General features: G+C 69.9%; 19 protein-coding genes. 7 read left to right on the forward strand and 12 right to left on the reverse strand.

Annotation, left to right across the window (positions count from 1 at the left end; all coding sequences use genetic code 11):
* Window positions 1-27: 27 nt before the first annotated feature.
* From D8S75_RS01805 to D8S75_RS01825, 5 genes are all read right to left on the reverse strand, one after another.
* Window positions 28-777, reverse strand: a complete 750-nt coding sequence (locus D8S75_RS01805) for an amino acid ABC transporter ATP-binding protein (RefSeq protein ID WP_119964215.1) — start codon at window positions 775-777, stop codon at window positions 28-30.
* Window positions 774-1556 carry an amino acid ABC transporter permease gene (locus D8S75_RS01810; RefSeq protein ID WP_119964216.1) on the reverse strand — a complete coding sequence of 261 codons (783 nt, stop codon included), beginning with the start codon at window positions 1554-1556 and terminating at the stop codon, window positions 774-776. Before D8S75_RS01810 ends, D8S75_RS01805 begins: the two co-directional genes overlap by 4 nt.
* 35 nt (window positions 1557-1591) lie before the next feature.
* On the reverse strand, window positions 1592-2353 hold the full coding sequence (locus D8S75_RS01815) for an ABC transporter substrate-binding protein (protein ID WP_119964217.1): 762 nt from the start codon (window positions 2351-2353) through the stop codon (window positions 1592-1594).
* Window positions 2354-2651: 298 nt separating this feature from the next.
* Entirely contained in the window at window positions 2652-3410 is a 759-nt protein-coding gene (locus tag D8S75_RS01820) for a sulfite exporter TauE/SafE family protein (protein ID WP_119964218.1), read from the reverse strand.
* A 290-nt stretch (window positions 3411-3700) separates the two neighbouring features.
* Window positions 3701-5374, reverse strand: coding sequence for a GMC family oxidoreductase (locus D8S75_RS01825; RefSeq protein WP_119964219.1), 1674 nt, complete (start codon window positions 5372-5374; stop codon window positions 3701-3703).
* A gap of 269 nt (window positions 5375-5643) precedes the next feature.
* Here D8S75_RS01825 and D8S75_RS01830 point away from each other — a divergent pair, with 269 nt between their 5' ends.
* Genes D8S75_RS01830 through D8S75_RS01845 form a run of 4 tightly spaced genes read left to right on the forward strand, consistent with a single transcriptional unit; the run spans window position 5644 to window position 9219 of the window.
* The gene (locus D8S75_RS01830) at window positions 5644-6771 is read left to right on the forward strand and encodes an MlaE family ABC transporter permease (protein ID WP_119964220.1); all 1128 of its coding nucleotides are present in this window, start codon (window positions 5644-5646) and stop codon (window positions 6769-6771) included.
* The gene (locus D8S75_RS01835) at window positions 6768-7574 is read left to right on the forward strand and encodes an ABC transporter ATP-binding protein (RefSeq protein WP_119964221.1); all 807 of its coding nucleotides are present in this window, start codon (window positions 6768-6770) and stop codon (window positions 7572-7574) included. Before D8S75_RS01830 ends, D8S75_RS01835 begins: the two co-directional genes overlap by 4 nt.
* Complete coding sequence (locus D8S75_RS01840) at window positions 7574-8560, forward strand: MlaD family protein (RefSeq protein WP_119964222.1); 987 nt, start codon at window positions 7574-7576, stop codon at window positions 8558-8560. The genes D8S75_RS01835 and D8S75_RS01840 overlap by 1 nt, the downstream gene beginning before the upstream one ends.
* Window positions 8557-9219, forward strand: a complete 663-nt coding sequence (locus D8S75_RS01845) for an ABC-type transport auxiliary lipoprotein family protein (protein WP_119964223.1) — start codon at window positions 8557-8559, stop codon at window positions 9217-9219. Before D8S75_RS01840 ends, D8S75_RS01845 begins: the two co-directional genes overlap by 4 nt.
* Before the next feature lie 166 nt (window positions 9220-9385).
* Here D8S75_RS01845 and D8S75_RS01850 read toward each other — a convergent pair whose 3' ends face one another.
* Together D8S75_RS01850 and D8S75_RS01855 are read right to left on the reverse strand one after the other, a co-directional pair.
* Window positions 9386-10783, reverse strand: coding sequence for an aminopeptidase P N-terminal domain-containing protein (locus tag D8S75_RS01850; protein ID WP_119964224.1), 1398 nt, complete (start codon window positions 10781-10783; stop codon window positions 9386-9388).
* Entirely contained in the window at window positions 10780-11589 is an 810-nt protein-coding gene (locus D8S75_RS01855; RefSeq protein WP_119964381.1) for a nucleotidyltransferase family protein, read from the reverse strand. The genes D8S75_RS01850 and D8S75_RS01855 overlap by 4 nt, the downstream gene beginning before the upstream one ends.
* A 97-nt stretch (window positions 11590-11686) precedes the next feature.
* Between D8S75_RS01855 and tkt the strand changes: the two genes are divergently transcribed.
* Together tkt and gap are read left to right on the forward strand one after the other, a co-directional pair.
* Window positions 11687-13723 carry a transketolase gene (gene tkt, locus D8S75_RS01860; protein WP_119964225.1) on the forward strand — a complete coding sequence of 679 codons (2037 nt, stop codon included), beginning with the start codon at window positions 11687-11689 and terminating at the stop codon, window positions 13721-13723.
* 35 nt (window positions 13724-13758) lie between these two features.
* Window positions 13759-14757 carry a type I glyceraldehyde-3-phosphate dehydrogenase gene (gene gap, locus D8S75_RS01865; protein ID WP_119964226.1) on the forward strand — a complete coding sequence of 333 codons (999 nt, stop codon included), beginning with the start codon at window positions 13759-13761 and terminating at the stop codon, window positions 14755-14757.
* A gap of 228 nt (window positions 14758-14985) precedes the next feature.
* Here the strand turns inward: gap and D8S75_RS01870 are convergent, their stop codons facing one another.
* From D8S75_RS01870 to D8S75_RS01890, 5 genes are all read right to left on the reverse strand, one after another.
* Window positions 14986-15204 (reverse strand): SlyX family protein, encoded by a 219-nt coding sequence (locus tag D8S75_RS01870; RefSeq protein WP_119964227.1) that lies wholly within the window; start codon window positions 15202-15204, stop codon window positions 14986-14988.
* A gap of 97 nt (window positions 15205-15301) precedes the next feature.
* Complete coding sequence (locus D8S75_RS01875) at window positions 15302-15643, reverse strand: HPF/RaiA family ribosome-associated protein (RefSeq protein WP_119964228.1); 342 nt, start codon at window positions 15641-15643, stop codon at window positions 15302-15304.
* 122 nt (window positions 15644-15765) lie between these two features.
* On the reverse strand, window positions 15766-17733 hold the full coding sequence (locus tag D8S75_RS01880) for an adenylate/guanylate cyclase domain-containing protein (RefSeq protein WP_119964229.1): 1968 nt from the start codon (window positions 17731-17733) through the stop codon (window positions 15766-15768).
* On the reverse strand, window positions 17714-21277 hold the full coding sequence (locus tag D8S75_RS01885; protein ID WP_119964230.1) for a TonB-dependent receptor domain-containing protein: 3564 nt from the start codon (window positions 21275-21277) through the stop codon (window positions 17714-17716). The genes D8S75_RS01880 and D8S75_RS01885 overlap by 20 nt, the downstream gene beginning before the upstream one ends.
* A gap of 281 nt (window positions 21278-21558) precedes the next feature.
* Window positions 21559-23940, reverse strand: coding sequence for a GspE/PulE family protein (locus D8S75_RS01890; RefSeq protein WP_119964231.1), 2382 nt, complete (start codon window positions 23938-23940; stop codon window positions 21559-21561).
* A gap of 164 nt (window positions 23941-24104) precedes the next feature.
* On the opposite strand from D8S75_RS01890, the gene D8S75_RS01895 reads away from it, so the two are divergent.
* Window positions 24105-25262, forward strand: a complete 1158-nt coding sequence (locus tag D8S75_RS01895) for an iron-containing alcohol dehydrogenase (RefSeq protein ID WP_119964232.1) — start codon at window positions 24105-24107, stop codon at window positions 25260-25262.
* Window positions 25263-25268: the final 6 nt, after the last annotated feature.

Raw genomic sequence — 25268 nt, forward strand, 5'->3', positions numbered from 1 at the left:
GGTGTTGCGGAAGATGGGCTCTGGATCTCAGGCGCCCATGCGGCCAATGAAGGCCCGGATACGGTCGTTGCCCGGGTTGTTGAAGAAAGACTCGGGGGGCGCGTCGTGCGCGATGCGGCCCTGGTCGAAGAACATCACGCGGTCCGCCACCTCGCGGGCGAAGCCCATTTCGTGCGTCACCACGATCATGGTCATGCCGCCGCGCGCCAGCTCGCGCATCACGTCCAGCACTTCCTGGACCATTTCGGGGTCCAGCGCCGAGGTGGGCTCGTCGAACAGCATCACCTTGGGCTGCATGGCCAGCGCCCGCGCGATGGCCACGCGCTGCTGCTGGCCGCCCGAGAGCTGCCAGGGGTATTTGTGCGCGTGCTCGTGCAGGCCCACGCGGCGCAGCAGCGCCATGGCCTGCTCGTTGGCCTCGGCGCGCGGCGTGTGGCGGATGCGCCGGGGCGCCAGCGTGATGTTGTCGAGCACGCTCAGGTGGCCGAACAGGTTGAACTGCTGGAACACCATGCCGACCTCGCTGCGCTGCAGTTGCAGCGTTTTCGGGTCGTCCGTGACGGGCACGCCGTCGATGGTGATGGTGCCGCTGTCGTGGGGTTCGAGCCGGTTGATGGCGCGCAGCAGCGTGCTCTTGCCCGAGCCGGAGGCGCCGATGATGACCGTGACCTCGCCGCTGTTGAACTGCGTCGAGACCTCGCGCAGCACCTGGTGCGTGCCGAACGACTTGCAGACCTGCTGGGCAACGATGTAGGGAATCTGGACGGCCTGCTTCATTGCGCGCGCCCCTCGACGTCCACGCGGTATTCGATGGCGTTGGAAATCTGCGTCACCAGCGTGGTCAGCAGCAGGTAGGTGATGGCCACGGTGGAGAGCGTGGCGATGGGCTGGAAGGTGGCCGACTGGATGCGGTTGCCCACGTTGGTCAGTTCCACCACGCCGATGGCATAGGCCAGGGAGGAGTCCTTGAGCAGCGCGACGAAGTTGCTCACCAGCGGCGGCAGCGAGATCTTGAAGGCCTGGGGGAAGACCACGTCGAAGAACACATGAGCACGGCCCAGGCCCAGGGCGCGCGCGGCTTCCGTCTGCCCGCGCGGCACGGCCAGCAGGCCGGCGCGGATGGCCTCGGCGTTGTAGGCGCCCACGTTCAGCGCCAGGGCCAGCACGGCGGCGGCGAAGTCGGGCAGGTTCAGCCCCGGCACGAGCACCGGCAGGGCGAAGTAGACGAACAGGATCTGCACCAGCAGCGGCGTACCGCGGATGACCCAGATGTAGAAGCTGGCCATCCAGCGCAGCCAGGCCCAGCGCGCCGTGCGCGCCAGGGCCGCGCAGGTGCCCAGCGCCAGCCCCAGGCTGCCGCTGATCAGGGTCAGCCACAGCGTGGTGCGGGCACCTTCGGAAAAGGCCTGCGCGTTCGGGCCGATGGGCTCGGGCAGGAAGGAAAGAATCTGGCCCAGGAGGGCCAGCGCGAGCACCATCAGGACCAGGGCACTGACCAGCGTGGCATTGCTGCGCTGCTGGCGGCTCCAGTGGTGCGGCCAAAGGGCGATGAGCATGAAAATCCGTCAGGGGTGGGCGAATGCCCGCGCTTTTAGTTGCAGCGCACGTCTTCGTTGAAGTACTTCTTGGACAGGGCGGCGTAGCTGCCGTCGGCCATGGTGTCGGCCAGGGCCTTGGACCAGCCCTCGGCGAGCGACTGGTTGCCCTTGGCCACGGCGGCGGCGATGCGCTCGATGAACAGCATCTCGCCGAGCTTGAAGCCGGCGTTGGGGTTCTTCTCGGCCACGGCCTTGGCCACGAAGCGGTCGGTCACCCAGACGTCGACACGGCGCGAATTGAGCGCGCTGCGCGCATCCACGTCGGTCGGGAAGTTCTTCATCTCCTTGATGGAAGAGACCTTCTTCACGTTCTCCAGGTAGCTGGTGCCGGTCTGCACCGCGACGACCTTGCCCGTCAGGTCCTTGGCGGAGCGGATGGCCGGGTCCATGGCGATGATCATGCCGCCCGAGCAGTAGTGCGGCTGGGTGAAGGTGACGGCCTTGGCGCGCTCTTCGGTGATGCCGTGCGAGGCGATCACGAGGTCCCAGCGGTCCTGGCGCAGGCCGGTGAGCAGGGCGTCGAAGCCCAGCGTCTTCCACTGGATGGTCACGCCCATCTTCTTGGCCACGAGTTCGGCCAGGTCCACCTCGAAGCCGGTCAGGGTGGTGCCGTTGAAGAAGTTGAAGGGCGCGAACTGGCCTTCGGTGGCGATGAGGATCTTGCCGTCTTTCTTGATTTCGTCGAACGTGCGGGCCTGGGCGGCAAACACGGCGCACAGCGCCACGGCGGAGGCAACAACCTTGAGCAACTTCATTGCGTGTCCTGTCAGGGGTGGTTCAGGTACAAAAAATCCGGCCTGCGGATAGCGCAGCCGGAGCCAGGAAACATGCATGCCCGCATGGGGTAGCCAGGCGGGCATGTCATCAAACTGACGCAATTATAGGCGGGGGCTATTTGCATATGCCTATTGCGGAGAACCCTATGGATGTCCTGCGCGGATCGCCGCGCCGTGCGTGTCTGCGGTCGCGGGCGGCCCGCCGCGTTGTAAATGCACCCACGGGCTGTGGCTGTGCACATTTGCCGCCCGATCCGCGCGGAGCGTCCGAGGCGGGTCAGCGCAGGAAGGCGTCGTAGCCGGTCTTGAGGATCAGGGCGCCGACAACAAAGATGAAGATCCAGCGCACGAAGCCGGCGCCGTGCTTGAGCGCCATGTGCGTGCCCAGCAGGCTGCCCGCCACGTTGGCCACGGCCAGGGGCAAGGCGAAATGCCACCAGACATGGCCCTTGGCGGTGAACAGGATGAGGGCCGCGATGTTCGTGGCGACATTCAGCAGCTTGGCCGACGCGGAGGCGTTGAGAAAGTCGTAGCCCAGCAGGCGCACGAACAGGAAAACGAAGAAGCTGCCCGTGCCCGGGCCGAAGAAGCCGTCATAGAAGCCCACGGTCAGGCCGATCAGGCTGGCCGCCAGCCACTCGGCCTTTTCCGCGAAGCGCGGCACGTGGTGGCGCCCGAGGTCTTTCTTGGCCAGCGTGTAGAGCAGCACCGCGAGCAGCACGGCGGGCAGCAGGCGGCGCAGGAAATCGGGAGAGATCACGGTCACCGCCCAGGCGCCCGCGAAGGCGCCCGCGAAGCCGGCCAGCGCGGCCGGCAGCATGGCGCGCCAGCGGATTTGCACGCGGCGGCTGTATTGCCAGGTGGCCATGGAGGTGCCCCAGACCGAGGCGCTCTTGTTGGTGCCCAGCAGCGTGGCGGGCGGTGCGCTGGGGAAGGTGGCGAACAGCGCGGGCAACAGGATCAGCCCCCCGCCGCCCACGATCGCATCGACAAACCCCGCCAGCAGCGAGGCCAGCGTCACCACAATCCATTCCATCGCTGGATTGTCGCACCCGAGGTGCTATCGCTTTGCAAGCGTAGTGCTTACCCCGGAGCTTGGCAGGGGGCATTGCGGGAAGAGCGGGCGAAAAAAAACGCCGGCAGTGCCGGCGCTCTGAAAAACAGCGCACCTCATCGGGTGCTTGAGCAATGTGGTTGTGGCTGTAGGTTGTCTCCTCGGCCCCCCGTTCGGCGCACCGGGGTGCGCTTTCGAGTGGTGGTACTTTAGCGGCACAAGCCCCGATGGTGCATAGGGGATTTCCCGCCCCGGGAAAACGCGGCCGGCGCTCAGGCCGCGCTGGCTTCCTTGATCCAGGCGGCCGCCTTCTCGGCCATCATCAGCGTGGGCGCGTTGGTGTTGCCGCTGGTGATCAGCGGCATGGCGCCCGCGTCCACCACGCGCAGCCCGGCAATGCCGCGCACGCACAGGCGTGCATCCAGCACGGCCATCGGATCGTCGTCGCGGCCCATCTTGGTGGTGCCCACGGGGTGGAAGATGGTGGTGGCGATGTCGCCGGCCAGGCGCGCCAGTTCCTCGTCGGTCTGGTACTGCGCGCCGGGCTTGAACTCTTCGGGCTTGTAGCGTGCCAGCGCGGGTTGCGAGACGATGCGGCGCGTCACGCGCAGGCTGTCGGCGGCCACCTGGCGGTCCTCGGCGGTGCTCAGGTAATTGGGCGTGATGGCGGGTGCCTCGTCGAAGCGCGCGCTCTTGATCCGCACCGTGCCCCGGCTGGTCGGGTTGAGGTTGCAGACGCTGGCCGTGAACGCCGGGAAGTCGTGCAGCGGTTCGCCGAAGGCGTCGAGCGAGAGCGGTTGCACGTGGTATTCGATGTTGGGCCAGGGCTGGTCGGCGCTGCTGCGCGTGAAGGCGCCGAGCTGCGAGGGCGCCATGCTCATCGGGCCGCTGCGCTTGAGCGCGTATTCCAGGCCGATCGCGGCCTTGCCCATGAGCGAGCTGGCCAGGGTGTTGAGCGTCTTGACGCCCTGTACCTTGTAGACCGAGCGGATCTGCAGGTGGTCCTGCAGGTTGGCGCCCACGCCAGGCAGATCGTGCACCACGTCGATGCCGTGCTGGCGCAGGAGCTGTGCCGGGCCGATGCCCGAGAGCTGCAGCAGCTGCGGCGAATTGACGGCGCCCGCGCACAGCACCACCTCGCGCGTGGCGTGGGCGGTGACCATCTCGTGCCCGTCCCACACCTGCACGCCGGTGCAGCGCTGGCTGCCGTCGGCCTGCGGCTCGACGATGAGCTTGGCGGCGTGCGCGCTGGTCCACATCTCGAAGTTGGGGCGGCCGTAGCAGGTGGGGCGCAGGAAGGCCTTGGCTGTGTTCCAGCGCCAGCCGTTCTTCTGGTTCACCTCGAAGTAGCCCACGCCCTCGTTGTTGCCGCCGTTGAAATCGTCGGTGGCCGGAATGCCGGCCTGCTGTGCGGCATGGGAGAAGGCGTCGAGCACGTCCCAGCGCAGGCGCTGCTTCTCCACGCGCCACTCGCCGGAGCTGCCCGTGGCCTTGCTGCCGTGCAGGCGCTTGAAGTTCTCGTCCGCGCCGTTCGGCAGGTCCAGGCGCCAGTGGTCCTCGTGGCGGCGGAAGTCGGGCAGCACGTTGTCCCAGCGCCAGGCGTCATTGCCCGTGAGCTGGGCCCACTGGTCGTAGTCGCGCGCCTGGCCGCGCATGTAGATCATGCCGTTGATGCTGCTGCAGCCGCCCAGCGTCTTGCCGCGCGGATAGCGCAGCTGGCGGCCGTTGAGGCCGGCGTCGGGCTCGGTGTTGTAGAGCCAGTCGGTGCGCGGGTTGCCGATGCAGTAGAGGTAGCCCACGGGGATGTGGATCCAGTGGTAGTCGTCCTTGCGACCCGCTTCGATGAGCAGCACGCGCCGCTTGCTGTTGGCGCTGAGGCGGTTGCACAGCAGGGCGCCGGCCGTGCCGCCGCCGATGATGATGTAGTCGAAAGTGGTGTCGCTCATGGTGTCTCTGGGTTGGAATCGGCAGCCGTCTGCGCGGCCTGTGGCGCCTATTGTGCGGTGCGGGCGGTGGGGAGCGTTGTCATGGCGCGTCATTTGCTATCAAATAAATAGCGCATAGCGCAAACCAGCATTGAGCTGTGTGACATTTTTAATGATACTCTGCCCCGCGGGCATGCAACCCTCTCTCCTGCCGCACGTGGACGGCAGGGCAGCCGCTACCATGTGCGGTTTGCAGCCGCCGGCCCCTTCCGCACCGATACCTGCCCGCCATGTCCGACAGTTCGCCCCGCATCGACCGCGCCGACACGCCCGAAGGGCCGTGCGCCCTGCCGCGCGGGCGCTGGGGCGCGGCCGAGCTGGGCACGCGGGCGCAATGGCGGGCGCTCGCCAGCCAGCTCGCCGACCTGCCACCGGATGCGCGCCTGGGCTGGGACCTGCGCGGTCTGCAGTGGCTCGACCATGTGGGCGCGCAGTTGCTGTGGAACCACTGGGGCCAGGCCTGGCCCCAGCGCCTGGCGCTGAGCGACGGCCAGCGCGCCATGCTCGAACGCATCGCATCCCTCACCACCCCGGCGCCGTCCACCGAGCCCTGGCGCCTGGCCGACCAGGTGGACCGCCTGGGCGTGCTGGTGCTGCACGGCGTGGACCATGCCCGTCACCTGCTGCTGCTGGTGGGACAACTGCTGCTCGACAGTGTCCGCCTCGTGCGCGCGCCGCGCCGCGCGCCCTGGCGCGATGTCTCGGGCCACCTCTACCGCATGGGCGCCACGGCGCTGCCCATCACGGCGCTGGTGGGCTTCCTCATCGGCGTGGTGCTGGCCTACCTCATGTCGCTGCAGCTGCGCCAGTTCGGCGCCGAGGCCTTCATCGTCAACATCCTGGGCATCTCGCTGATCCGTGAACTCGGACCCATGCTCGGCGCCATCCTCGTGGCCGGGCGCTCGGGCTCGGCCATCACGGCGCAGATCGGCGTGATGCGCGTGACCGAGGAGCTCGACGCCATGCGCGTCATGGGCATCCCGCACGGCTTCCGCCTAGTGCTGCCGCGCGCGCTGGCGCTGGCGCTGGCCATGCCGCTCATCAGCGTCTGGACCACCCTGGCCGCGCTGGCGGGCGGCATGCTCGCGGCCGACCTGGCCATGGGCATCTCGCCGGCCTATTTCTTCCACGCGCTGCCCGCCGCCGTGGGCTTTGGCAACCTCACGCTGGCGTTGTCCAAGTCGGTGGTGTTCGGCACGCTGATCGCGCTCATCGGCTGCCACTGGGGCCTGCGCGTCAAGCCCAACACCCAGAGCCTGGGCGAGGGCACGACGGCCTCGGTGGTGACCTCGATCACCATGGTCATCATCGTCGACGCGCTGTTCGCCGTCGCCTTCAAGAACGTCGGGTTTTCATGACAGCCGAGACAACGCCCGCACCGGAAGTCGTGCGCATCGAGGGCCTGTGGTCCGTCTTCGGCAAGGGCAGCGAGTCCTTCGCCGTGCACCAGGACCTGGACCTCACGGTGCGCAAGGGCGAGATGCTCGCGCTCGTGGGGGGCTCGGGCACGGGCAAGACGGTGCTGCTGCGCCAGATGCTGGGCCTGATGCACCCGGCGCGCGGCAGCGTCACGGTGCTGGGCCGGCCGGCCGAGCTGATGGGCGGCGAGGGCGCGGCCAGCCGCGTGGGCATGCTGTTCCAGCACGGCGCGCTGTTCTCGGCCTTCAACGTGCTCGACAACATCGCCTTCGCGCTCAGCGAGCTGGGAACGCTGCCGCCCGACCTGGTGCGCGACGCCGCCATGGTCAAGCTGCGCATGGTGGGCCTCAAGCCCGAGCACGCCACGCGCATGCCCGCCGACCTCTCGGGCGGCATGATCAAGCGCGTGGCGCTGGCGCGCGCGCTCATCATGGACCCGCCGCTCTTGCTGCTCGACGAGCCGACCGCAGGCCTCGACCCCAACGGCGCCGACGAATTCTGCGCCCTGGTGCACGAACTGCATGCCGCTCTGGGCCTGACCATGGTGATGGTCACGCACGACCTCGACACCCTTTTCGCCCTGGCCACGCGCGTGGCCGTGCTGGCCGACAAGAAGGTCATCGTCACCGACGTGCCCGCCCGCGTGGCGCAATTCGACCACCCCTTCGTGCATGATTTCTTCCAGGGAGAGCGTGGCCGCCGTGCCATGGCCGACCTGCCCACCGCCGCCGAGGAACACTGATGGAAAACAAGTCGCATGCCTTTGCCGCGGGCATTTTCGTGCTGGTCGTCACCGCCCTGGTGATCGGCCTGGGCGTCTGGCTCACGCGCGACCGGGGCAACTACAACACCTACGAGCTCTCCAGCCGCGAGGGCGTCAGCGGCCTGCAGCCCCAGGCTGCGGTGCGCTACAAGGGCGTGTCGGTGGGCAAGGTCACGCACATCGGCTTCGACAGCCAGGCCAATGGCAATGTGCTGATCCGCATCGCCGTGAGCGTGGACGCGCCCCTCTCCCCCACCACCTTCGCGGTGCTGGGTTACCAGGGCGTGACCGGCCTGGCCTATGTGCTGCTCGACGACGCCGGCGAGAAGTACCCTCCCCTGCCGCCGGGCCCGAGCGGCCTGCCGCGCCTGCCGCTGCGCACCTCGCCCTTCAGCCAGCTCTCCGAACAGGGGCCGGCCATCCTGAACCAGGTGCAAGAGGCCACCAAGCGCATCAACCAACTGCTGGCCGAGGACAACCAGCGTCTGCTGAGCGAGGCCCTGGGCAACATCGGACAGGCGGCCGGCAGCGTCCACATCCTGAGCCAGCGGCTCGATGCCACCGTGCAGCAGCGCCTGGACCCGGCCCTGGCGGCGCTGCCGCCGCTGGCGCAGGACGCGCGCCAGACCCTGCAGACGCTGCAGCAGGCGGGCGCCCAGGTCGCGGCCACGGCGGCGGAATTTGGCCAGACGGCGCAGCGCCTCAACGCCCCGGGCGGCACCATCGAACAGGCCACGCGCAGCGCCCAGACCCTGGCCCAGGCGGTGGAGCGCTTCGGCACCAGCACCCTGCCGCGCATGGAGCGCGCCGCCGACGAAACCGCCCGCGCGGCGCGCCTGACGGGGCGTGCCGCCACCAGCCTCAACGACAACCCGCAGGGCCTGATCTACGGCCCGGGCCGGGGCCTGCCCGGGCCTGGCGAACCCGGTTTCACCCCTCCGCAGCCTGCGGGAGTTCAACCATGAATGCTATCAATAAAATAGCTAATAGCGCTTTATTTAAGGGCGTTGCAGCCGTCTTTGGCTTGATGGCCCTGGCGGGCTGCGCGGCCCTGCCCGAGCCGCCGGCGCGCCCGGTGCTGTACGACTTCGGCCCCGGCCAGCAGGCCCCGGCCGGCGCCCAGGCACCGCTGCCGCCGCTGGCGCTGGAAACCGTGGACCATGCCAGCCTGCCCGATGGCGTGTCCGCCGTGTACTACCGCCTGGCCTATGCCGATGCGCAGCAGCTGCGCCCCTACCAGGCGGCGCGCTGGAGCCAGCCGCCCCAGCAGCTCATGCGCGAGAGCCTGCAGGCCCGCCTGGGCCAGCGCCGCGCCATCATCGGCACCAGCGGCGCCATGGCCACGGCGCGCGCGCAGGGGCAGCCGCCGGCCGTGCTGCGCGTGGAGCTGGAGGAGTTCAGCCATGTCTTCGCCAGCCCGGCGCAGAGCGCGGGCCTGGTGCGCCTGCGCGCCACGCTGACGCGGCCGTCGGCCCAGGGCGAGAACCTGCTCGCGCAGCGCCTGTTCATCGCCCAGCAACCCGCCGCCAGCCAGGACGCCGCCGGCGGCACCCGCGCCATCGCCCAGGCCGCCGAGCAGGTGGCGCAGGACGTGGCGCAGTGGCTGGAGTCTTCCGGGTACTGACGCCCCTTTCGCGCGGAAGCCCTGGCGCGTGGCGTATGGCGCTCGAACCGGCGCTGCCCAGACCAGCGGCCGCCGTGCAAGGGCCGCCCCGCCGCACGGGCGGCGTCCCCCTTCCCGGCGCAGCCGAGAGAAGGGGGAAGGCGCGCAGCGCCACAGGGGGGGCCCTCTATTCGCGCATCAGCGCTTCGATCTCGTCGGGTTGCACCGGCACGCCGCGCGTCATCAGTTCGCAGCCGTGCGCCTGCACCACGGCGTCGTCCTCGATGCGGATGCCCAGGTGGTGGAAGGCCTCGGGCACGCCGGGCGCCGGGCGCACGTAGAGGCCCGGCTCGATGGTCAGCACCATGCCGGGGCGCAGGACGCGGCTCGGGCGGTCCTGGATGCGCTCGCCCGAGAGCGGGTCGCGGCGCTCGCTCACCTGCCCCACTTCGGACGGCTCCACGTAGCTGCCGCAGTCGTGCACATCCATGCCCAGCCAGTGGCCGGTGCGGTGCATGTAGAACGGGAAGTAGGCGCGCTGCGCGATCACGTCCTGCACGTTGCCCACCTTGTTCCGGTCGAGCAGGCCCAGGTCCAGCAGGCCTTGCGAGAGCACGGCCACGGTGGCGTCGTGCGGCTCGGTGAAGCGCGCGCCCGCCTTGGTGGCGGCCACGGCAGCCTCCTGGCTGGCCAGCACCAGGTCGTACAGCGCGCGCTGCGGGCCGGTGAAGCGCCCGTTGGCGGGGAAGGTGCGCGTGATGTCGCTGGCGTAGCCGTCGTATTCGCAGCCCGCGTCGATCAGCACCAGGTCGCCGCCCTGCACCGGTGCCCGGTCGGCGCGGTAGTGCAGCACGCAGGCATTGGCGCCCGCCGCGACGATGGAGTTGTAGGCCGGGGCCTGCGCGCCGTGCTCGCGGAATTCGTGCAGCAGCTCGGCGTCGAGGTGGTATTCGCGCACCTCCCGGCCCTCCCGCAGCATGCGCGCGCAGCGCTGCATGGCGCGCACATGGGCGCGCGCGCTGATCTGGGCGGCGTGGCGCATCAGCGCCAGCTCGTGCACGTCCTTCACCAGGCGCATCTCGTCGAGCAGCAGGCACAGGTCGGCCTGCCGTGTGGGGCACAGCGCGCCGTAGCGCGCGCGGGCGCGCACGGGGCCGAGCCAGCCTTCCACGCGCGCGGCCAGGCCGGCGTGCGTGGCGAACGGGTACCAGACGCAGGCGCGGTTCTCCAGCAGGCGCGGCAGGCGCTGGTCCAGCTCGGCGGCGGCGAAGGCCTCGTCCAGGCCCAGCGCGGCCACGGCGGCCTCGGGGCCGAGGCGGTAGCCGTCCCAGATCTCACGCTCGGGGTCCTTGGGGTTGCAGAACAGCGTGCCGTGGCCGTCGGCCGTCAGCACCAGGCAGGCATTCGGTTCGGTGAAGCCCGTGAGGTAGTAGAAGTAGCTGTCGTGGCGGTAGAGGAAGTCGCTGTCGCGGTTGCGCAGGTGCTCGGGCGCGGTGGGGATGATGGCGATGCCATCGGGGCCCAGCTGCGCGGCCAGGCGCGCGCGGCGTTCGGCGTAGAGGGAGGGCGGCACGTTCAGGGTCATGGCAAAGGGGCGGTTGCGTTGAGTTCGGCCAGGCGTTCGGGCGTGCCCACATCGGTCCAGCGGCCGGTGTAGAGCGCGGCGCTCACCCGGCCATTGTCCATGGCCCGGCGCAGCAGCGGCGCCAGGGGGGCCGCGATGCCCCGGGGGTTGCCGGGGGGAATGTCGCACCAGGGCGGCGCGAACAGTTCGGCGCGCAAGAGCGCGATGGTGCTGTAGGTGTGGCGCGGGCCGGGGTGCTCCGGCGGCAGGTTCAGCGCCAGGCCCTCGGGCGAGAGCCCGAAGTCGCCGCGCGGGTGGTGCGCGGGGTTGGGCACCAGCCACAGGTGGGCCAGCATGCCGCTGGCGGCGAAGGCCTGCGCGGCCGCCGCCTCGAAGCGGAAGTCGGGCGCGAACACATCGCCAGCGGCGAGCCAGAAGACATCGCCCAGCAGCGGTAGCGCGCGCGCGATGCCGCCCGCCGTTTCCAGCGCGCCGCCGAAGTCGCGGCCTTCGTGCGAGTATGAAATCAATAGCTGCTCACGCTTATCTGGTGCGCCTTGCGGGGCAAAAGCATCTGAAAACCGTGCGCTGATCTGTTCGCCCAGCCAGGCCGTGTTGATGACCGCGCGGTACACGCCGGCGGCCTGCAGGGCTTGCAAATGCCACTGCAGCAGCGGCTGGCCCCGCACCGCCAGCAGCGGCTTGGGCGTGTGGTCGGTCAGCGGCCGCATGCGCTCGCCCCGGCCTGCGGCCAGCAGCAGGGCGGGGGGCTGTTGCAACGGGGTTGGGGGCGAGGTCGGGCCGTTCATGGCGGCACTGTAGTGCATCGCCATGGGCCTTGAACCAGGGGGCGGACAGCGCCCGCCGGGGCGGGCCGTTAAAATCACGGGTTTTCCCTCCTCTCCCTGACCGGAACCGCCCCACATGGCCAATTCTCAACAGATGGCGAATGCGATCCGCGCACTCGCAATGGATGCCGTTCAACAAGCCAATTCCGGCCACCCCGGTGCCCCCATGGGCATGGCCGACATGGCCGTGGCGCTGTGGGGCCGGCACCTGCAGCACAACCCGGCCAACCCGCAGTGGGCCAACCGCGACCGCTTCGTGCTGTCCAACGGCCACGGTTCCATGCTGATCTACGCGCTGCTGCACCTCACGGGCTACGACCTGCCCCTGCAGGAGCTGAAGAACTTCCGCCAGCTGCACAGCAAGACCGCCGGCCACCCCGAGGTGGGCATCACCCCCGGCGTGGAGACCACCACCGGCCCGCTGGGCCAGGGCATCACCAATGCCGTGGGCATGGCGCTGGCCGAGAAGCTGCTGGCCGCCGAGTTCAACCGTGACGGCCACGCCATCGTGGACCACCACACCTACACCTTCCTGGGCGATGGCTGCCTGATGGAGGGCATCAGCCACGAGGCCGTGGCCCTGGCCGGCGCCTGGAAGCTGAACAAGCTGATCGCGCTGTACGACGACAACGGCATCAGCATCGACGGCCAGGTTCAGCCCTGGTTCATCGACAACACCGCGCTGCGTTTCGTGGCCTGCGGCTGGAACGTGATCGGCCCGGTGGACGGCCACGACGCCGAGAAGGTGGACGCCGCCATCGCCGAGGCCCGCAAGCAGGCCGAGCGCCCCTCGCTCATCATCTGCAAGACGCACATCGGCAAGGGCTCGCCCAACCGCGTCAACACCGCCAAGGCCCACGGCGAGCCGCTGGGCGCCGAGGAAATCGCGCTCACGCGCGAAGCCCTGGGCTGGAGCCACGCGCCCTTCGTGCTGCCCGACGAGGTCTATGCCGACTGGAACGCGCGCGCCACGGGCCTGGCTGCCGAGCAGGCCTGGAACGAGCGCTTCGCCGCCTACGCCGCCGCCTTCCCCGAGCTGGCCGCCGAATTCACGCGCCGCATGGCCGGCGACCTGCCCAAGCACTTCGCCCAGGTGGCCGTGGACACCGTGGTCGGCACCCACACCAAGGCCGAGACCGTGGCCAGCCGCAAGGCCAGCCAGATGGCGCTCGAAGCCTTCACCGCCGCGTTGCCCGAGCTGCTGGGCGGCTCGGCCGACCTCACGGGCTCGAACCTCACCAACACCAAGAGCACGCCCAACCTGCGCTTCGACATGCAGGGCAAGGTCGTGAAGAACGAGGCCGGCGTCGGTGGCCGCCACATCAACTACGGCGTGCGCGAGTTCGGCATGGCCGCCATCATGAATGGCGTGGCGCTGCACGGCGGTTTCATCCCCTACGGCGGCACCTTCCTCACCTTCAGCGACTACAGCCGCAACGCCATCCGCATGGCCGCGCTGATGAAGCAGCGCGTGATCCACGTCTTCACGCACGACTCCATCGGCCTGGGCGAGGACGGCCCCACGCACCAGTCGATCGAACACGCCGCGAGCCTGCGCCTGATCCCGGGCCTGGACGTCTGGCGCCCGGCCGACACGGCCGAGACCGCTGTGGCCTGGAGCGTGGCCCTGTCCAACCGCAACAAGCCCACGGCGCTGCTGCTGTCGCGCCAGAACCTGCCCTACGCGCCCAAGCGCGATCTGGGCGACATCTCGCGCGGTGCCTACGTGCTGTCCGAGCCCCAGGACGTGGGCCTGAAGAAGAAGGCCCAGGCCGTCATCATCGCCACCGGCTCCGAGGTGCAGCTCGCGCTGGCCGCGCAGAAGCAGCTGGCCGAGAAGAAGATCGCCGTGCGCGTGGTCTCCATGCCCAGCACCACGACCTTCGACCGCGAGGACGTGAAGTACAAGAAGTCCGTGCTGCCCGCAGGCACCCCGCGCATCGCCGTGGAAATGGGCGTGACCGATTTCTGGTGGAAATACGGCGTGTCGGCCGTCGTTGGCATCGACAGCTACGGTGAATCGGCCCCTGCGCCGGTGCTGTTCAAGCACTTCGGCTTCACGGCCGAGAACGTGGCTGCCACGGTGCGCGCCGTGCTCGCCGGCAAGAAGTGATCGGGTTGTTTTAACTTTTCAAGGAAGAGACTGACATGGCTATCAAGGTTGGTATCAATGGCTTCGGCCGCATCGGCCGCATGGTGTTCCGCGCCGCGGTGCAAAACTTCTCGGACATCGAGGTCGTGGGCATCAACGACCTGCTGGAACCCGATTACCTGGCCTACATGCTCAAGTACGACAGCGTGCACGGCCGCTTCAAGGGCGAAGTCTCGGTCGAGGGCAACACCCTGGTCGTGAACGGCAAGAAGATCCGCCTGACGCAAGAGCGCGATCCCGCCAACCTGAAGTGGAACGAAGTCGGCGCCGACGTGGTCATCGAAGCTACCGGCCTGTTCCTCGACAAGGCCAGCGCCGAGAAGCACCTGGCCGCCGGTGCCAAGAAGGTGCTGATGTCCGCGCCCTCCAAGGACGACACGCCCATGTTCGTGTTCGGCGTGAACCACGAGAAGTACGCTGGCCAGACCATCGTCTCCAACGCCTCGTGCACCACCAACTGCCTGGCCCCCGTGGCCAAGGTGCTGAACGACAACTGGGGCATCAAGCGCGGCCTGATGACCACCGTGCACGCCGCCACCGCCACGCAGAAGACCGTGGACGGCCCGAGCAACAAGGATTGGCGCGGCGGCCGCGGCATCCTGGAAAACATCATCCCCAGCTCCACCGGCGCCGCCAAGGCCGTGGGCGTGGTGATCCCCGAGCTGAACAAGAAGCTCACCGGCATGTCGTTCCGCGTGCCCACCTCCGACGTGTCGGTGGTGGACCTGACCGTCGAGCTGGAAAAGGAAGCCGACTACAAGGAAATCTGCGCCGCCATGAAGGCCGCCTCGCAAGGCGCCATGAAGGGCGTGCTGGGCTACACCGAAGACAAGGTCGTGGCCACCGATTTCCGTGGCGAGCCCTGCACCTCGGTGTTCGACGCCGAGGCCGGCATCGCGCTGGACAAGACCTTCATCAAGGTCGTGAGCTGGTACGACAACGAGTGGGGCTACTCGAACAAGTGCCTGGAAATGGTGCGCGTGATCTCCAAGTGATCTGAATCCCTCCGCTCAGGGACTGGCCGGCCGACCCGCAAGGGCGGCCGGTTTTTTTATGCCGCGATCCATGGAGCTTGCACCATCCACGGCCCATGAAGTGGGCGTGCCCCAGGCCAGCGGCCACCGCGCAAGAGCCGCCCCGCCGCGCTGGTGGCGTCCCCCGTCCGCATCGCGCAGCAACGCCAGAGAAGGGGGAAGACGCGCAGCGCCACAGGGGGTTGTTCCTCAGTAGTGCGGAGGGATCTCGTCGCGCAGGTTGCGCGGCGCGGCGCCGCCGGGCTCGGGCATCTGCTGGCGCAGGTGGGCGATCTCCTGCACCAGGCGGTCGATCTGCTGCTGCTGGCGGTACACGGTCAGGTTCAGCTGCTCAAGCAAGTCCTCCTGGTAGCTGACCTTGATCTCCAGCTCGGTCAGGCGCTCGTCGGCGGGGTTTGGGTGGTCCATGGAAAATTTTCAATGAAAAAGAGCTGCAAGCCTTGCTGTACAAGCGCTGGCAGCTCTTAAAAAAGGAGTGAAACCCCGGTGTGGCCGGGGCCCGGGCTCACTCCGCCGTGCGGATGGTTTCGCGGCCGTGGTCCTTGGCGCGGCCCAGGTCGTGGTCCAGCGCGCGCACCAGCTTGTCGGCGGCGCCGGTGAAGGCGTCGGCCAGCTTGTCGGCGTCGGCGGTCACGGTGACGGGCTGGCGGCCGGCGGGGCGGGCCTCCAGGCGGCAGCGCTTGTCGTTGTTGCCGGACTTGCCGGCGTCCTCGTCGGTGAGGAACACCTCGACGCGCGTGACCTGGTCACGGAAGCGCGCGAGGCGGGACACGGTTTCCTGCTGGATCCACTGGGCCAGCGATTCGCCGCCCTGGATCTTGTCGTCGGTGTGCACTTGAACTTGCATGGATTCTCCTTTGGCATGGTCCGGCGCGCTGGCCGGGGAAAAACAGGTCAACCGTCCCCCCATCATGCCTGCAATGGAAGGCGTGGCCTTGAGTCGCGTCAATTTCCGGGTGGACGGGCGGGCTACAGCTTGTCCAGCGCCACGGCCGGCAACCAGGGCGCGCCGGGCGGCAGGGCGCGGGCGTCCCGGATGCGCTCGCGCAGACGCTCGGCCGCCAGGTCGCCGGGCAGGCGCGCGAGCAGCGCTTGCAGGTGTGCGTCGGCCGCGTCCCAGGCGCGCGCATGGAAGGCCTGCAGCGCCGCCTGCGAGAGCCGGCAGGCCTCGGCGTCGTCGCAGGGCGTGTACACGCGCACGGGCTCGGTCTTGCCCTTGACGACCACGTCGTCGAGCGCGCGCAGAGCGATGCCGGCCGGCAGCCGCGCCGCAGTGGCACCCGAGAGCAGGATGCCGGTGCCGAAGGCCTTGTTGGCACCTTCCAGGCGCGCCGCCAGGTTCACCGCGTCGCCGATGGCGGTGTACGAGAAGCGCTGTTCCGAGCCCACGTTGCCCACCACCACGCGGCCCGTGTGCAGCCCGATGCGCATGTGGATGCCCGGCAGGCCGCGCGCGCGCAGGCCCGCCACCAGCGGCTCCATGGCCTGCTGCATGGCGATGGCGGCGCGCACCGCGTGCTCGGCGTGCCGGTCATCGGGCAGCGGTGCGCCCCAGAAGGCCATCACCGCGTCGCCGATGAACTTGTCCACCGTGCCGTCCGTGGCGTGGATGAGCGGGGTCATGGCGTTGAAATAGCCCGTGAGCACCTCCACGGTCTGCTCGGCGCTGAGCTGCTCGGACAGCGTGGTGAAGCTGGCCAGGTCGGTGAACATGAGCGTGACCTCGCGCGCCTCGCCGCCCAGGCGCAGCAGTTCGGGCTGGGCCACCAGGCGTGCCACCACCTCGGGCGGCACGTACTGGGCGAACATCGCGCGTGTCTGGCGCGCGCGCCGGCGGGCCGTGGCATAGGCCACCAGGGCCGTGGCGCCGTAGATGGCGAGCACGCCGGCCAGCGGCAGCAGCGGCGGCAGCCAGAGCCCGGCGCCGCTGAACAGCGCCCACGACAGCAGCAGCGTACCGCCCGAGAGCGCCGCCGCGAGCGCGGCCACGGCGCCGGGGTGCCAGAGCAGGCTGGCGGGCACCAGCAGCGCCAGCGCCAGCAGCACCAGCGCGGCGCTCCAGCCCTCGGGCACGGGACGCAGGCGGTCGCCCTGCAGGTGGTTGTCGAGCAGCGTCGCCTGCAGCTCCACGCCGGGGAACAGGCGTTCGCCGCCCAGGGCGGCAAAGGGTGAATTGAACAGGTCGGCCTGCGCATGCTGCAATTCACTGGCGGTGAGCGCCGAGCGGCCCACCAGCACGGTCTTGCCCCGGAAGAAGCCAGGGGGCAGCAGGCCGCTCTCCAGCGCCTGGTAGTACGAGCGCGTGTCGTAGGTGCCGCGCGGCCCCCGGTAGGCGATGAGCCCGGGCGGGCCCTCGGGCACCGGGCGGCCGCTCAGGCCCTCGGCCAGCACGGCGGCAAAGCGCCCGGGGCCGGATGGCATCTGGCGCACCACGAAGTCGTCGTCGGGCTGCACGCCGGCGTCGCCATGGCGGGCGCCCGCGTCCAGCAAGGGCTGCAGCGGCAGCACCTCGGTCCAGAGCGTGGCGCTGGCGCTGTCCACCTTCTCGCGGCTGGACGCCAGCACCACCGGGATGCCCGCCGCCACCGCGCGCGCCACGGCTTGGGCCAGGGCCGCGTCCTGCGCCGGGTCGGCAGCCGGATCGGCGAACACCATGTCCAGGCCGATGGCGGCGGCGCCGTCCTCGCGCAGCCGGTCGATCAGGCGCGCATGCAAGCCGCGCGGAAAGGGCCAGCCTTGCCCGAGCTGCTGGAAGCTCGGCTCGTCGATGGCCAGCACGGCCACAGGCGTTGGGCCGCGCCCCGGCGCGGCCAGCGTGGTCCACAGGTCGAAACTCTTGAATTCCAGCGCATGCCAGGGGCGGCTGTGCGCCGCCGCCCAGACCAGCAGCAGGGCCAAGAGCGCCGCGCCCAGCGGCTTAGAAACGGTAGCGCGCATCCAGCACGTAGCGGGTTTTCTGCAGCGCCGACTTCGGCGCCAGCAGGTTGAGCGCCGCCACGCCGATCACCCAGCGCTTGTCCTGCGACTCCCAGAAGCCCATGAGGTCCAGGCCCCAGCCCGGCGGACGGCGCGTGAGGTTTTCCTTGTCCTCGAAGCGTTCCGAGCGGTAGACCAGGCGGCCGCTGAGGTACACGCGCGCGCCGCTGGCCCAGGTGGCGCCGAGCACCGCGGTGTGGCGCGGGATGAAGGGAATCATGCGGCCCGTGACGAGCAGGCTGCCGTCGAGGTATTCGCTGCGGCCGTGCTGGTAGAGGTACTTGCCGTAGCCCGACCAGTTGCGGCTGAACATGTGGTTCACGCCGGCGCCCAGGCTGCTCAGCCGGCCGCCGTCGAAGCTGGGCGTGTCCTCCAGCACGTCGGAGGTGGACAGGTTGGCGAGCTGGGCGTTGCGCATCTCTTCCAGGAAGGGCAGGCTGGGCGTGCGCAGGTCCACGCCAATGGTGCCCGGGTTGGCGATGCGCATGTGGTCGGCGCGCAGGGTCAGGAAGGTGTCGTGGCCCAGTTCTTGGCCCCATTGCGCCACGGTGCGCTTGTGGCGGCCGCCGGCCTCGAGCAGGCGGTCTTCCACGGCGATGCCGGCGGTGTCCACGCGCGTCAGGGTGCCGGTGCTCAGTGGCCGCATCCAGTCTTGGTAGGCCAGGCGCAGGGTGCTGCCCGGGGCCGGCTGGAACACCATGCCCAGGCGCGGGCTGACCACGCGCTCGGTGTCGTTGCGGGTGGCGACATCGCCGCCGACGGCGTCCAGATTCACCAGCCCGATGGCGCTAATCCCCCGCACCCGGTGGCGGATCTGCTGGACGCCCAGCGCGCCGTCCAGCCGCACGGCCGGGTTCACTTGCCGCTGGCCGTCCAGCGTCAGGGCGGTGTAGCGCCGGTCGATGTCGTTGTTGGCCGCGAAGACCATGATGTCGGAGAGGTTCTGACCGTTCCCGAGTGGCCCCTCGATGATGCCGGTCGCCTCGGTTCTGCTGGCCTGCTTCTCCCGCACATGCTCCAGGGCCACGCTCCAGCGCGTGCCCGGTTCGGGGTCCACGGTGTGGCGTAGCTGCAGGTCGGAGAAGGCCTTGCGCGGCGCGCCTGACAGCCCCAGGATGCCGGATAGCGGGTCGAAGAAGAACAGCGTGGGGTAGTTCTCGAAGCGCATGCTTTCCAGGCTGCGCCCGGCCTTGAACCAGGTCTGCACGGTCGGACTCCAGCGGTAGGACAGGCCCAGCACACCCTGTTGTGCGGTGTTGTCCAGCGCGGTGCCGAAACGGTTGCTGGCACGCAGGCTCAGGTCGAAGTGGTTGGCGTAGGCGAACAGGCTCAGGCGCTCGCTGGGCTGCAGACCCAGGCCCAGCGTGAGCGCGTCGGCTCCGCCGTGGGCCGTGCCGGTGGGGTCCTGGAACGCGGGGATGTTCGCCACCCCGACATTGATCGGGAAGTCGCGCGCCGCCGCGTGCTGCGCCTTGAGGAACCACGACACTGGCACCTTGCTGTTGTCCATGCCGTTGAGCGTGACCGAGGGCGCCGTCATGCGGAAGAATTCCTGGTCGTACGTCAGGCCCACGGCGCCGTGGCTGCCGGGCTGCTGCAGCAGCGAGGAGTGGCGCTGGCTCGCGCCGAAGGCCATGGGATCGGTCAGGAAGCCCTGGAACAGTGCCGAGTTCTTGTTGAATTCGCCCGGGTAGCGGTCGGCCAGGAACAGGTGGCTGCCGCCCCAGTAGGGCGTGAAGCTCTGCTGCGCGAGTTCGAGCGCCCAGTCTTCCATGCCGAAGAAGGCCAGCGCGGCGCCCAGGTTGGCGCTGCCCTTCTGGTCGTTGGCGACCTGGTTGAGCGACTTGAGGTAGGGCATGCGCCGCAGGGCGGCACGCGCCGCATCCACGGCCGCGCCGGGCTCGAACCGGTCGGTGTGGATCTGCGCCAGCAGCATGTGGGGCAGTGGGTCTTTGTCGTCGAGCGCGGCCGCCTGTTCCAGCGTGGTGATGGCGTCCTGGTGGCGGCCGAGCTGGTAGTAGGCCACGGCGGTCCAGGTCTTGGCGCGGGCGTAGCGCGGCTCCATCACGCCGGCGCGCAGGAAAGCGTCGAGCCCGGCCTGGGGCAGACCCTGCTTGAGGCGCAGCAGCCCCTGCCCGGTGAGCGCCACGTAGTCGGCCGGGTTGTCGGCCAGCGCGATGGCGAACGCCGCCTCGGCCTCGACGAAGCTGTTGGCAAAGGTTTCCAGCGTGCCGCGCTCGCCCTGTGCGCCGGCCGCGTGCGGGTCGATCTGCAAGGCCTGCAGCAGATGGCGGCGCGCCGGGGCGGTGTCTTCGCGCTCGGTCTGCGCACTGCCCAGGCCCTGCCAGCCGCGGGCGTCCTGGGGCGCGTGCTGTGTGGCCTCGGTGTAGGCCGCCAGCGTGGCGGGCGCGTCGCCCTGGCGCCGCGCCAGCGCGGCGCGCGCCAGCGCCAGGTCGGCGCTGGGGGTGTCTGGCGCCGCCGCCAGCGTGGTGCGGGCGTCGTCCACGCGGTCGGTCAGCAGCTGCACGCGGGCCTGCTGCGCCAGCAGCGCGGGGTGCGCCGGCCAGCGCGCGAGCGCGCCGCGCAGCGTCTGCAGGGCGGCATCGCCCTCGCCTTCCATGAGCTGCAGGTCGGACTGCATCAGCCACGCGGCCAGCGGCGCCGTGCCGGCGGCCACTTGGCGCGCCAGCTGCGCGCGCGCGCCGGGCAGGTCGGCCGATTGCAGGGCGATGGCGGCCTCCAGCGCGGCCGTCCAGGGTGCCAGGGCGCTGGCCCGAACCTGGGCCAGCGCCGCGCGGGCGGCCTCGGGCTGGCGCGCGGCGAGCGCCGCCACGACCGGCTGCAGTGCATCGGGCGGGGCGTCGGCGCGCAGGTGCGGCAGCGGGTCGGCCTGCAGCGCGTTGACCCACTGCACGCGGTCGCGCGGCTGGGCCAGCAGCATCTTCACCGGAGCCTTGCCCACTTCCGCGTAGGCGGCCTCGTTCGGTCCCACGCTCACCTGCCCTTGCGCGTTGCCGAATTCCACCGTGCCCGAGAGCACGGTCAGCAGCGTGCGGCCGTCGGGCTCGACGCTGATGTCCCAGTCGGTGCCCCGGATCGCGGCGGTGGCGGCCGGGGTTTCGAGCTGCAGCGGGCTGCCCGGCGGGCGGCGCGTCTGCGTCCAGGCGCGGCCGGCATCGAGCCGCAGCGTGGTGGTGTTCTGCCCCGGCGCGGCCACGGCCTTGACCTGCAGCACGGTGTTCTGGTGCAGGCGCAGCTGGGTCTCGTCGGCGAAGACCAGGGCCATGCGCGCCGCCTCGCGCGTGCGCACGAAGTCACCTGCCGCCAGCGCTTGCGCCGGGCGGGCAGGTTGCCAGTCGGTGGCGCTGGCCGAGCGCTGGTCGCCCGCGCCCTGCAGGGTCAGGATCTCGGCGGCGGCGCCGGGCGGCAGGGCCGCCTGGGCTGTCAGCGGAAAGGCCAGGGCGACGAGGGCCGCCAGGGAGGTGCGTCGGAGAAGGGGGTGCATGGGCGCTTCCTTGCAGGTTCAAGTGCTGGGCTGGCGGAGACGGGCCGCGCAACCCGACATGGTGCCAGCCGCGCCGGGAATTGTGTGACGCCGCCGATACATCTGGTCGCGCATTCGTGCTGAAAGCCACAGCCCAGGGGCATTCCAGCCGTCCATGGGTGCATGCGTCACGCGCAGGTGCGAGCACTCGCGCGGCCCAGGTCAACGGCCACCGCGCAAGGGCCGCCCCGCAGCGAGGCGAGAGAAGGGGGAAGGCGCGCAGCGCCACAGGGGGTTGTTCCTTACTTCAGGCAGACCAGTCGCACCTGCTTGAGGTCGGTGAGGCCCTGCAGCGCCTTCTCGATGCCGTCCATCATCAGCGTGCGCATGCCCTCTTCCAGGCAGGCGCCGAGCAGATCCGAGACGCGCGAGCGCGACTGGATGTGGCGCTTGATGGCGTCGTCGGCCACCAGCAGCTCGTGCAGGCCCACGCGGCCCTTGTAGCCGCCGCCCTGGCATTTGTCGCAGCCCACGGGGCGGTACAGGCGCAACTGGCCCTGGTCGTCACCGAAGCGCTCGCGCCAGCTCTGCAGCACGGCCTGGCGCTGGCCCTGCGCGTCCTGCTGCCAGGCGGCGGTCTGGCGCAAGGGCTGGGTGTAGTCGTCCAGGCACTGCTGCAGCTCGTCGTCGGCGGGCACGTAGGCTTCGCGGCAGGCGCAGAGCTTCTTGGCCAGGCGCTGCGCCAGCACGCCCAGCAGGGCGTCGGCGAAGTTGAACGGGTCCATGCCCATGTCGAGCAGGCGCACGATGGATTCGGGCGCCGAATTGGTGTGCAGGGTGGAGAGCACCAGGTGGCCGGTGAGCGAGGCCTCGATGCCCATGCTCACGGTCTCCAGGTCGCGCGACTCGCCCACCATGATGATGTCCGGGTCCAGGCGCAGGAAGGCGCGCATCACCATGGCGAAGTCGATGCCGGCCTTCTTGTTCACCTGCACCTGGCGCAGCCCCTTCTGGGTGATTTCCACCGGGTCCTCGGCGGTCCAGATCTTGGTGTCGGGCGTGTTGAGCTGGCGCAGGATGGAGTGCAGCGTGGTCGTCTTGCCCGAGCCCGTGGGGCCGCAGACGTAGAACAGCCCGTAGGGCTTGGAAATGGTGGGCAGCAGCCGCTGCAGGTTGTGCGCGCTCAGGCCGAGCTGCTCCAGCGGCAGCGGCTCGCCGCCCTTGAGCAGGCGCAGCACCACGTCCTCCACGCCGCCCACCGAGGCCACGGTGGCCACGCGCAGCTCGATGTCGAGCGGGCCGAAGCGGCGGAACTGGATCTTGCCGTCCTGCGGCTTGCGGCGCTCGGAAATGTCGAGGTCGCACATGATCTTGATGCGCGTGACCAGGGGCGCGCGGTAGGCCGCCGGGATCTCGATGTAGGGCTGCAGGCTGCCGTCGATGCGGAAGCGGATGGCCGTCTTGCCCTTGCCCGGCTGGGGCTCGATGTGGATGTCCGAGGCGCCCTGCTGGTAGGCGTCGATCACGATCTTGTTGACCAGCTTGACGAGCTCGTTGTCGGTGGCGGCCGAGACCAGCGAGGCCTCGCTGCCGTCCTCCTCGGGCGCGGCATCGGCCAGGTCGGCCAGCATGCGGTCCACGCTCTCCTCGCCGCCCAGGCCGCCATAGATCTGGTCCACCGTCTGCGCGAAATCGTGCTGCGTGGCCACGAGGTACTGGATGTGGCGGACGCGCGGAAACACATGGCGCACCATGCGCGAGGCCTGCACGGCTTCCGGGTCCAGGCACATCACCTGCAGGCCGGCGGGCGTGTCCTCCAGCGGCAGCCAGCCCTGGGCCAGCACGAAATCGCGCTTGAGCACGCCGTGCAGCGCCTCGATGCGCAGGCGGTCGTTCTGGAAGCCCGCGTAGGAAACGCCGAAGAAGGCCGCCAGGCTGGCACCCAGGTCGGCGGGGCGCAGGCCCTGCTGGAGCAGCAGATCCTCGCCGCCGAGGCCCTGCTGGCGGGCCTGGTCGAGGCAGCGCGCCAGCGTGGGAAGGTCCACCAGGCCCTGCTCCACCAGCCATTGGTAGCGCGCGCCGCCGGGCAGGTGCGTCGTGGCCGGCGCGGGCGCTGGTTCGGCCGGGGCCTCCAGCGGCTGGCGGTGGCGCTTGAACGCGATGGCGAGGGTGTGGCACAGCTCCCGCACGCCCTGCTCGGCCAGCGGCCCGAAGGGCTGGCCGCCCTGCGTGTTGACGAGCTGCAGCACGCCGTAGAGCGTTCCATCGAGCAGTACCGGCGCGGTGAGCAACTGGTGCGTGCGGTAGCCCGAGCGCTGGTCCACCTCCTTCTGGAACTTCAGGCCCGGCGCGATGGCCTGCAGCGCGGCCGCATCGTGCGCGTCGGGCACGTTGACCAGTTCGCGCCGCAGGGCCACGTAGCCGGCCACGCTCGTGGCCTTGATCGGCAGCCGCAGGTTGCACAGGGTCTTGAGCCCCGTCTTGAAGCGCGACAGGATGTGGTGCCCGTCGTCGGACACGGTGTAGAGCGTCATCCGATCGGCCTGGAACAGCGCGCAGATGTCCGGCTCCAGGTCCACCATGATCTGCTCCGCGCGCTCGGTGCCGTGGATGCGGTTGCTCAGCGATTGCAGGTCGCGGAAGAAGGGGCCTTCGTCCAGGCCGGGGTTCGGGGTGCTTTGCATGTCAGTGTCGCGCCTTGATGCTGCTGCCGGGATGGTCAATAAATGTATCCAATCCCTGCAGCGCCAGGGCCGAAGCCGGGCGCCCCCGGCAGGCGGCGCCGTTGCGCAGTAGCATCCAAGACCGGAAAAACACCGCCCTACCCGCCCCCACTGCAAGGATAGCCATGCTGAATTTCGAGTTCCAGAACCCCACCCGCATCGTCTTCGGCCAAGGCAAGGTGGCCGACCTGGCGCGCCTCGTGCCCCCAGAGGCGCGCGTGCTCGTGCTCTATGGCGGCGCCAGCGCGCGCAAGACCGGCACGCTCGACGAGGTGCTGGCCGCGCTGACGGGCCGCACCGTGACCGAGTTCGGCGGCATCGAGCCCAACCCCACCTACGAGACGCTGATGCGCGCCGTGGAGCAGGTGCGCGCCGAGAAGATCGATTTCCTGCTCGCCGTGGGCGGCGGCTCGGTGATCGACGGCACCAAGTTCGTGGCCGCGGCCGCCGGCTTCGACGGCGAGCCCTGGGACATCCTGCTGCAGCGTGGCCGCAACGTGCAGCGCGCCGTGCCCATGGGCGCCGTGCTCACGCTGCCCGCCACCGGCTCGGAGATGAACAACGGCGGCGTGGTCACGCGCAAGGCCACGCAGGCCAAGCTGTCGTTCTCCAGCCCGCACTGCTTCCCGCTGTTCTCCATCCTCGACCCCACCAAGACCTACACCCTGCCGCGCGAGCAGATCGCCAACGGCATCGCCGACGCCTTCGTACATACCATGGAGCAGTACCTCACCTACCCCGTGCAAGCGCTGGCGCAGGACCGCTTCGCCGAAGGTCTGCTGCAGACGCTGGTGGAGATCGCTCCCGGCGCGCTGGCCGAGACGCCCGACTACGACAACCGCGCCAACCTCATGTGGACCGCCACGCTCGCGCTCAACGGCCTCATCGGCGCCGGCGTGCCGCAGGACTGGGCCACGCACATGATCGGCCATGAACTCACCGCGCTCTACGGCATCGACCATGCGCGCACGCTGGCCATCGTGCTGCCCTCGCTGATGGATTCGCAGCGCGAGGCCAAGCGCGAGAAGCTGTTGCAGTACGCCGAGCGCGTCTGGCGCATCACCGAGGGCAGCGAGGCCGAGCGCATCGACGCGGCCATCGAGCGCACGCGCGGCTTCTTCGAGAGCCTGGGCATCCGCACCCGCCTGTCGGGCTACGGCCTGGGCGCCGAGGCGGTGGACGCCGTGGTGGCGCAGCTCACCGCGCACGGCATGCTCAAGCTGGGCGAACGCCGCGCCATCACGCCCGAGGTCAGCCACGCCATCCTCACCGCCGCGCTCTGACGCGGC

The sequence above is a fragment of the Simplicispira lacusdiani genome, assembly GCF_003604195.1.
GTDB classification, from domain to species: Bacteria; Pseudomonadota; Gammaproteobacteria; order Burkholderiales; family Burkholderiaceae_C; genus Simplicispira; species Simplicispira lacusdiani.

Bases quoted from the DNA above. Each gene is read 5' to 3' on its own strand.
- D8S75_RS01805 (WP_119964215.1), bottom strand. From the start codon at position 777: ATGAAGCAGGCCGTCCAGATTCCCTACATCGTTGCCCAGCAGGTCTGC.
- D8S75_RS01810 (WP_119964216.1), bottom strand. From the start codon at position 1,556: ATGCTCATCGCCCTTTGGCCGCACCACTGGAGCCGCCAGCAGCGCAGC.
- D8S75_RS01815 (WP_119964217.1), bottom strand. From the start codon at position 2,353: ATGAAGTTGCTCAAGGTTGTTGCCTCCGCCGTGGCGCTGTGCGCCGTG.
- D8S75_RS01820 (WP_119964218.1), bottom strand. From the start codon at position 3,410: ATGGAATGGATTGTGGTGACGCTGGCCTCGCTGCTGGCGGGGTTTGTC.
- D8S75_RS01825 (WP_119964219.1), bottom strand. From the start codon at position 5,374: ATGAGCGACACCACTTTCGACTACATCATCATCGGCGGCGGCACGGCC.
- D8S75_RS01830 (WP_119964220.1), top strand. From the start codon at position 5,644: ATGTCCGACAGTTCGCCCCGCATCGACCGCGCCGACACGCCCGAAGGG.
- D8S75_RS01835 (WP_119964221.1), top strand. From the start codon at position 6,768: ATGACAGCCGAGACAACGCCCGCACCGGAAGTCGTGCGCATCGAGGGC.
- D8S75_RS01840 (WP_119964222.1), top strand. From the start codon at position 7,574: ATGGAAAACAAGTCGCATGCCTTTGCCGCGGGCATTTTCGTGCTGGTC.
- D8S75_RS01845 (WP_119964223.1), top strand. From the start codon at position 8,557: ATGAATGCTATCAATAAAATAGCTAATAGCGCTTTATTTAAGGGCGTT.
- D8S75_RS01850 (WP_119964224.1), bottom strand. From the start codon at position 10,783: ATGACCCTGAACGTGCCGCCCTCCCTCTACGCCGAACGCCGCGCGCGC.
- D8S75_RS01855 (WP_119964381.1), bottom strand. From the start codon at position 11,589: ATGCACTACAGTGCCGCCATGAACGGCCCGACCTCGCCCCCAACCCCG.
- tkt (WP_119964225.1), top strand. From the start codon at position 11,687: ATGGCCAATTCTCAACAGATGGCGAATGCGATCCGCGCACTCGCAATG.
- gap (WP_119964226.1), top strand. From the start codon at position 13,759: ATGGCTATCAAGGTTGGTATCAATGGCTTCGGCCGCATCGGCCGCATG.
- D8S75_RS01870 (WP_119964227.1), bottom strand. From the start codon at position 15,204: ATGGACCACCCAAACCCCGCCGACGAGCGCCTGACCGAGCTGGAGATC.
- D8S75_RS01875 (WP_119964228.1), bottom strand. From the start codon at position 15,643: ATGCAAGTTCAAGTGCACACCGACGACAAGATCCAGGGCGGCGAATCG.
- D8S75_RS01880 (WP_119964229.1), bottom strand. From the start codon at position 17,733: ATGCGCGCTACCGTTTCTAAGCCGCTGGGCGCGGCGCTCTTGGCCCTG.
- D8S75_RS01885 (WP_119964230.1), bottom strand. From the start codon at position 21,277: ATGCACCCCCTTCTCCGACGCACCTCCCTGGCGGCCCTCGTCGCCCTG.
- D8S75_RS01890 (WP_119964231.1), bottom strand. From the start codon at position 23,940: ATGCAAAGCACCCCGAACCCCGGCCTGGACGAAGGCCCCTTCTTCCGC.
- D8S75_RS01895 (WP_119964232.1), top strand. From the start codon at position 24,105: ATGCTGAATTTCGAGTTCCAGAACCCCACCCGCATCGTCTTCGGCCAA.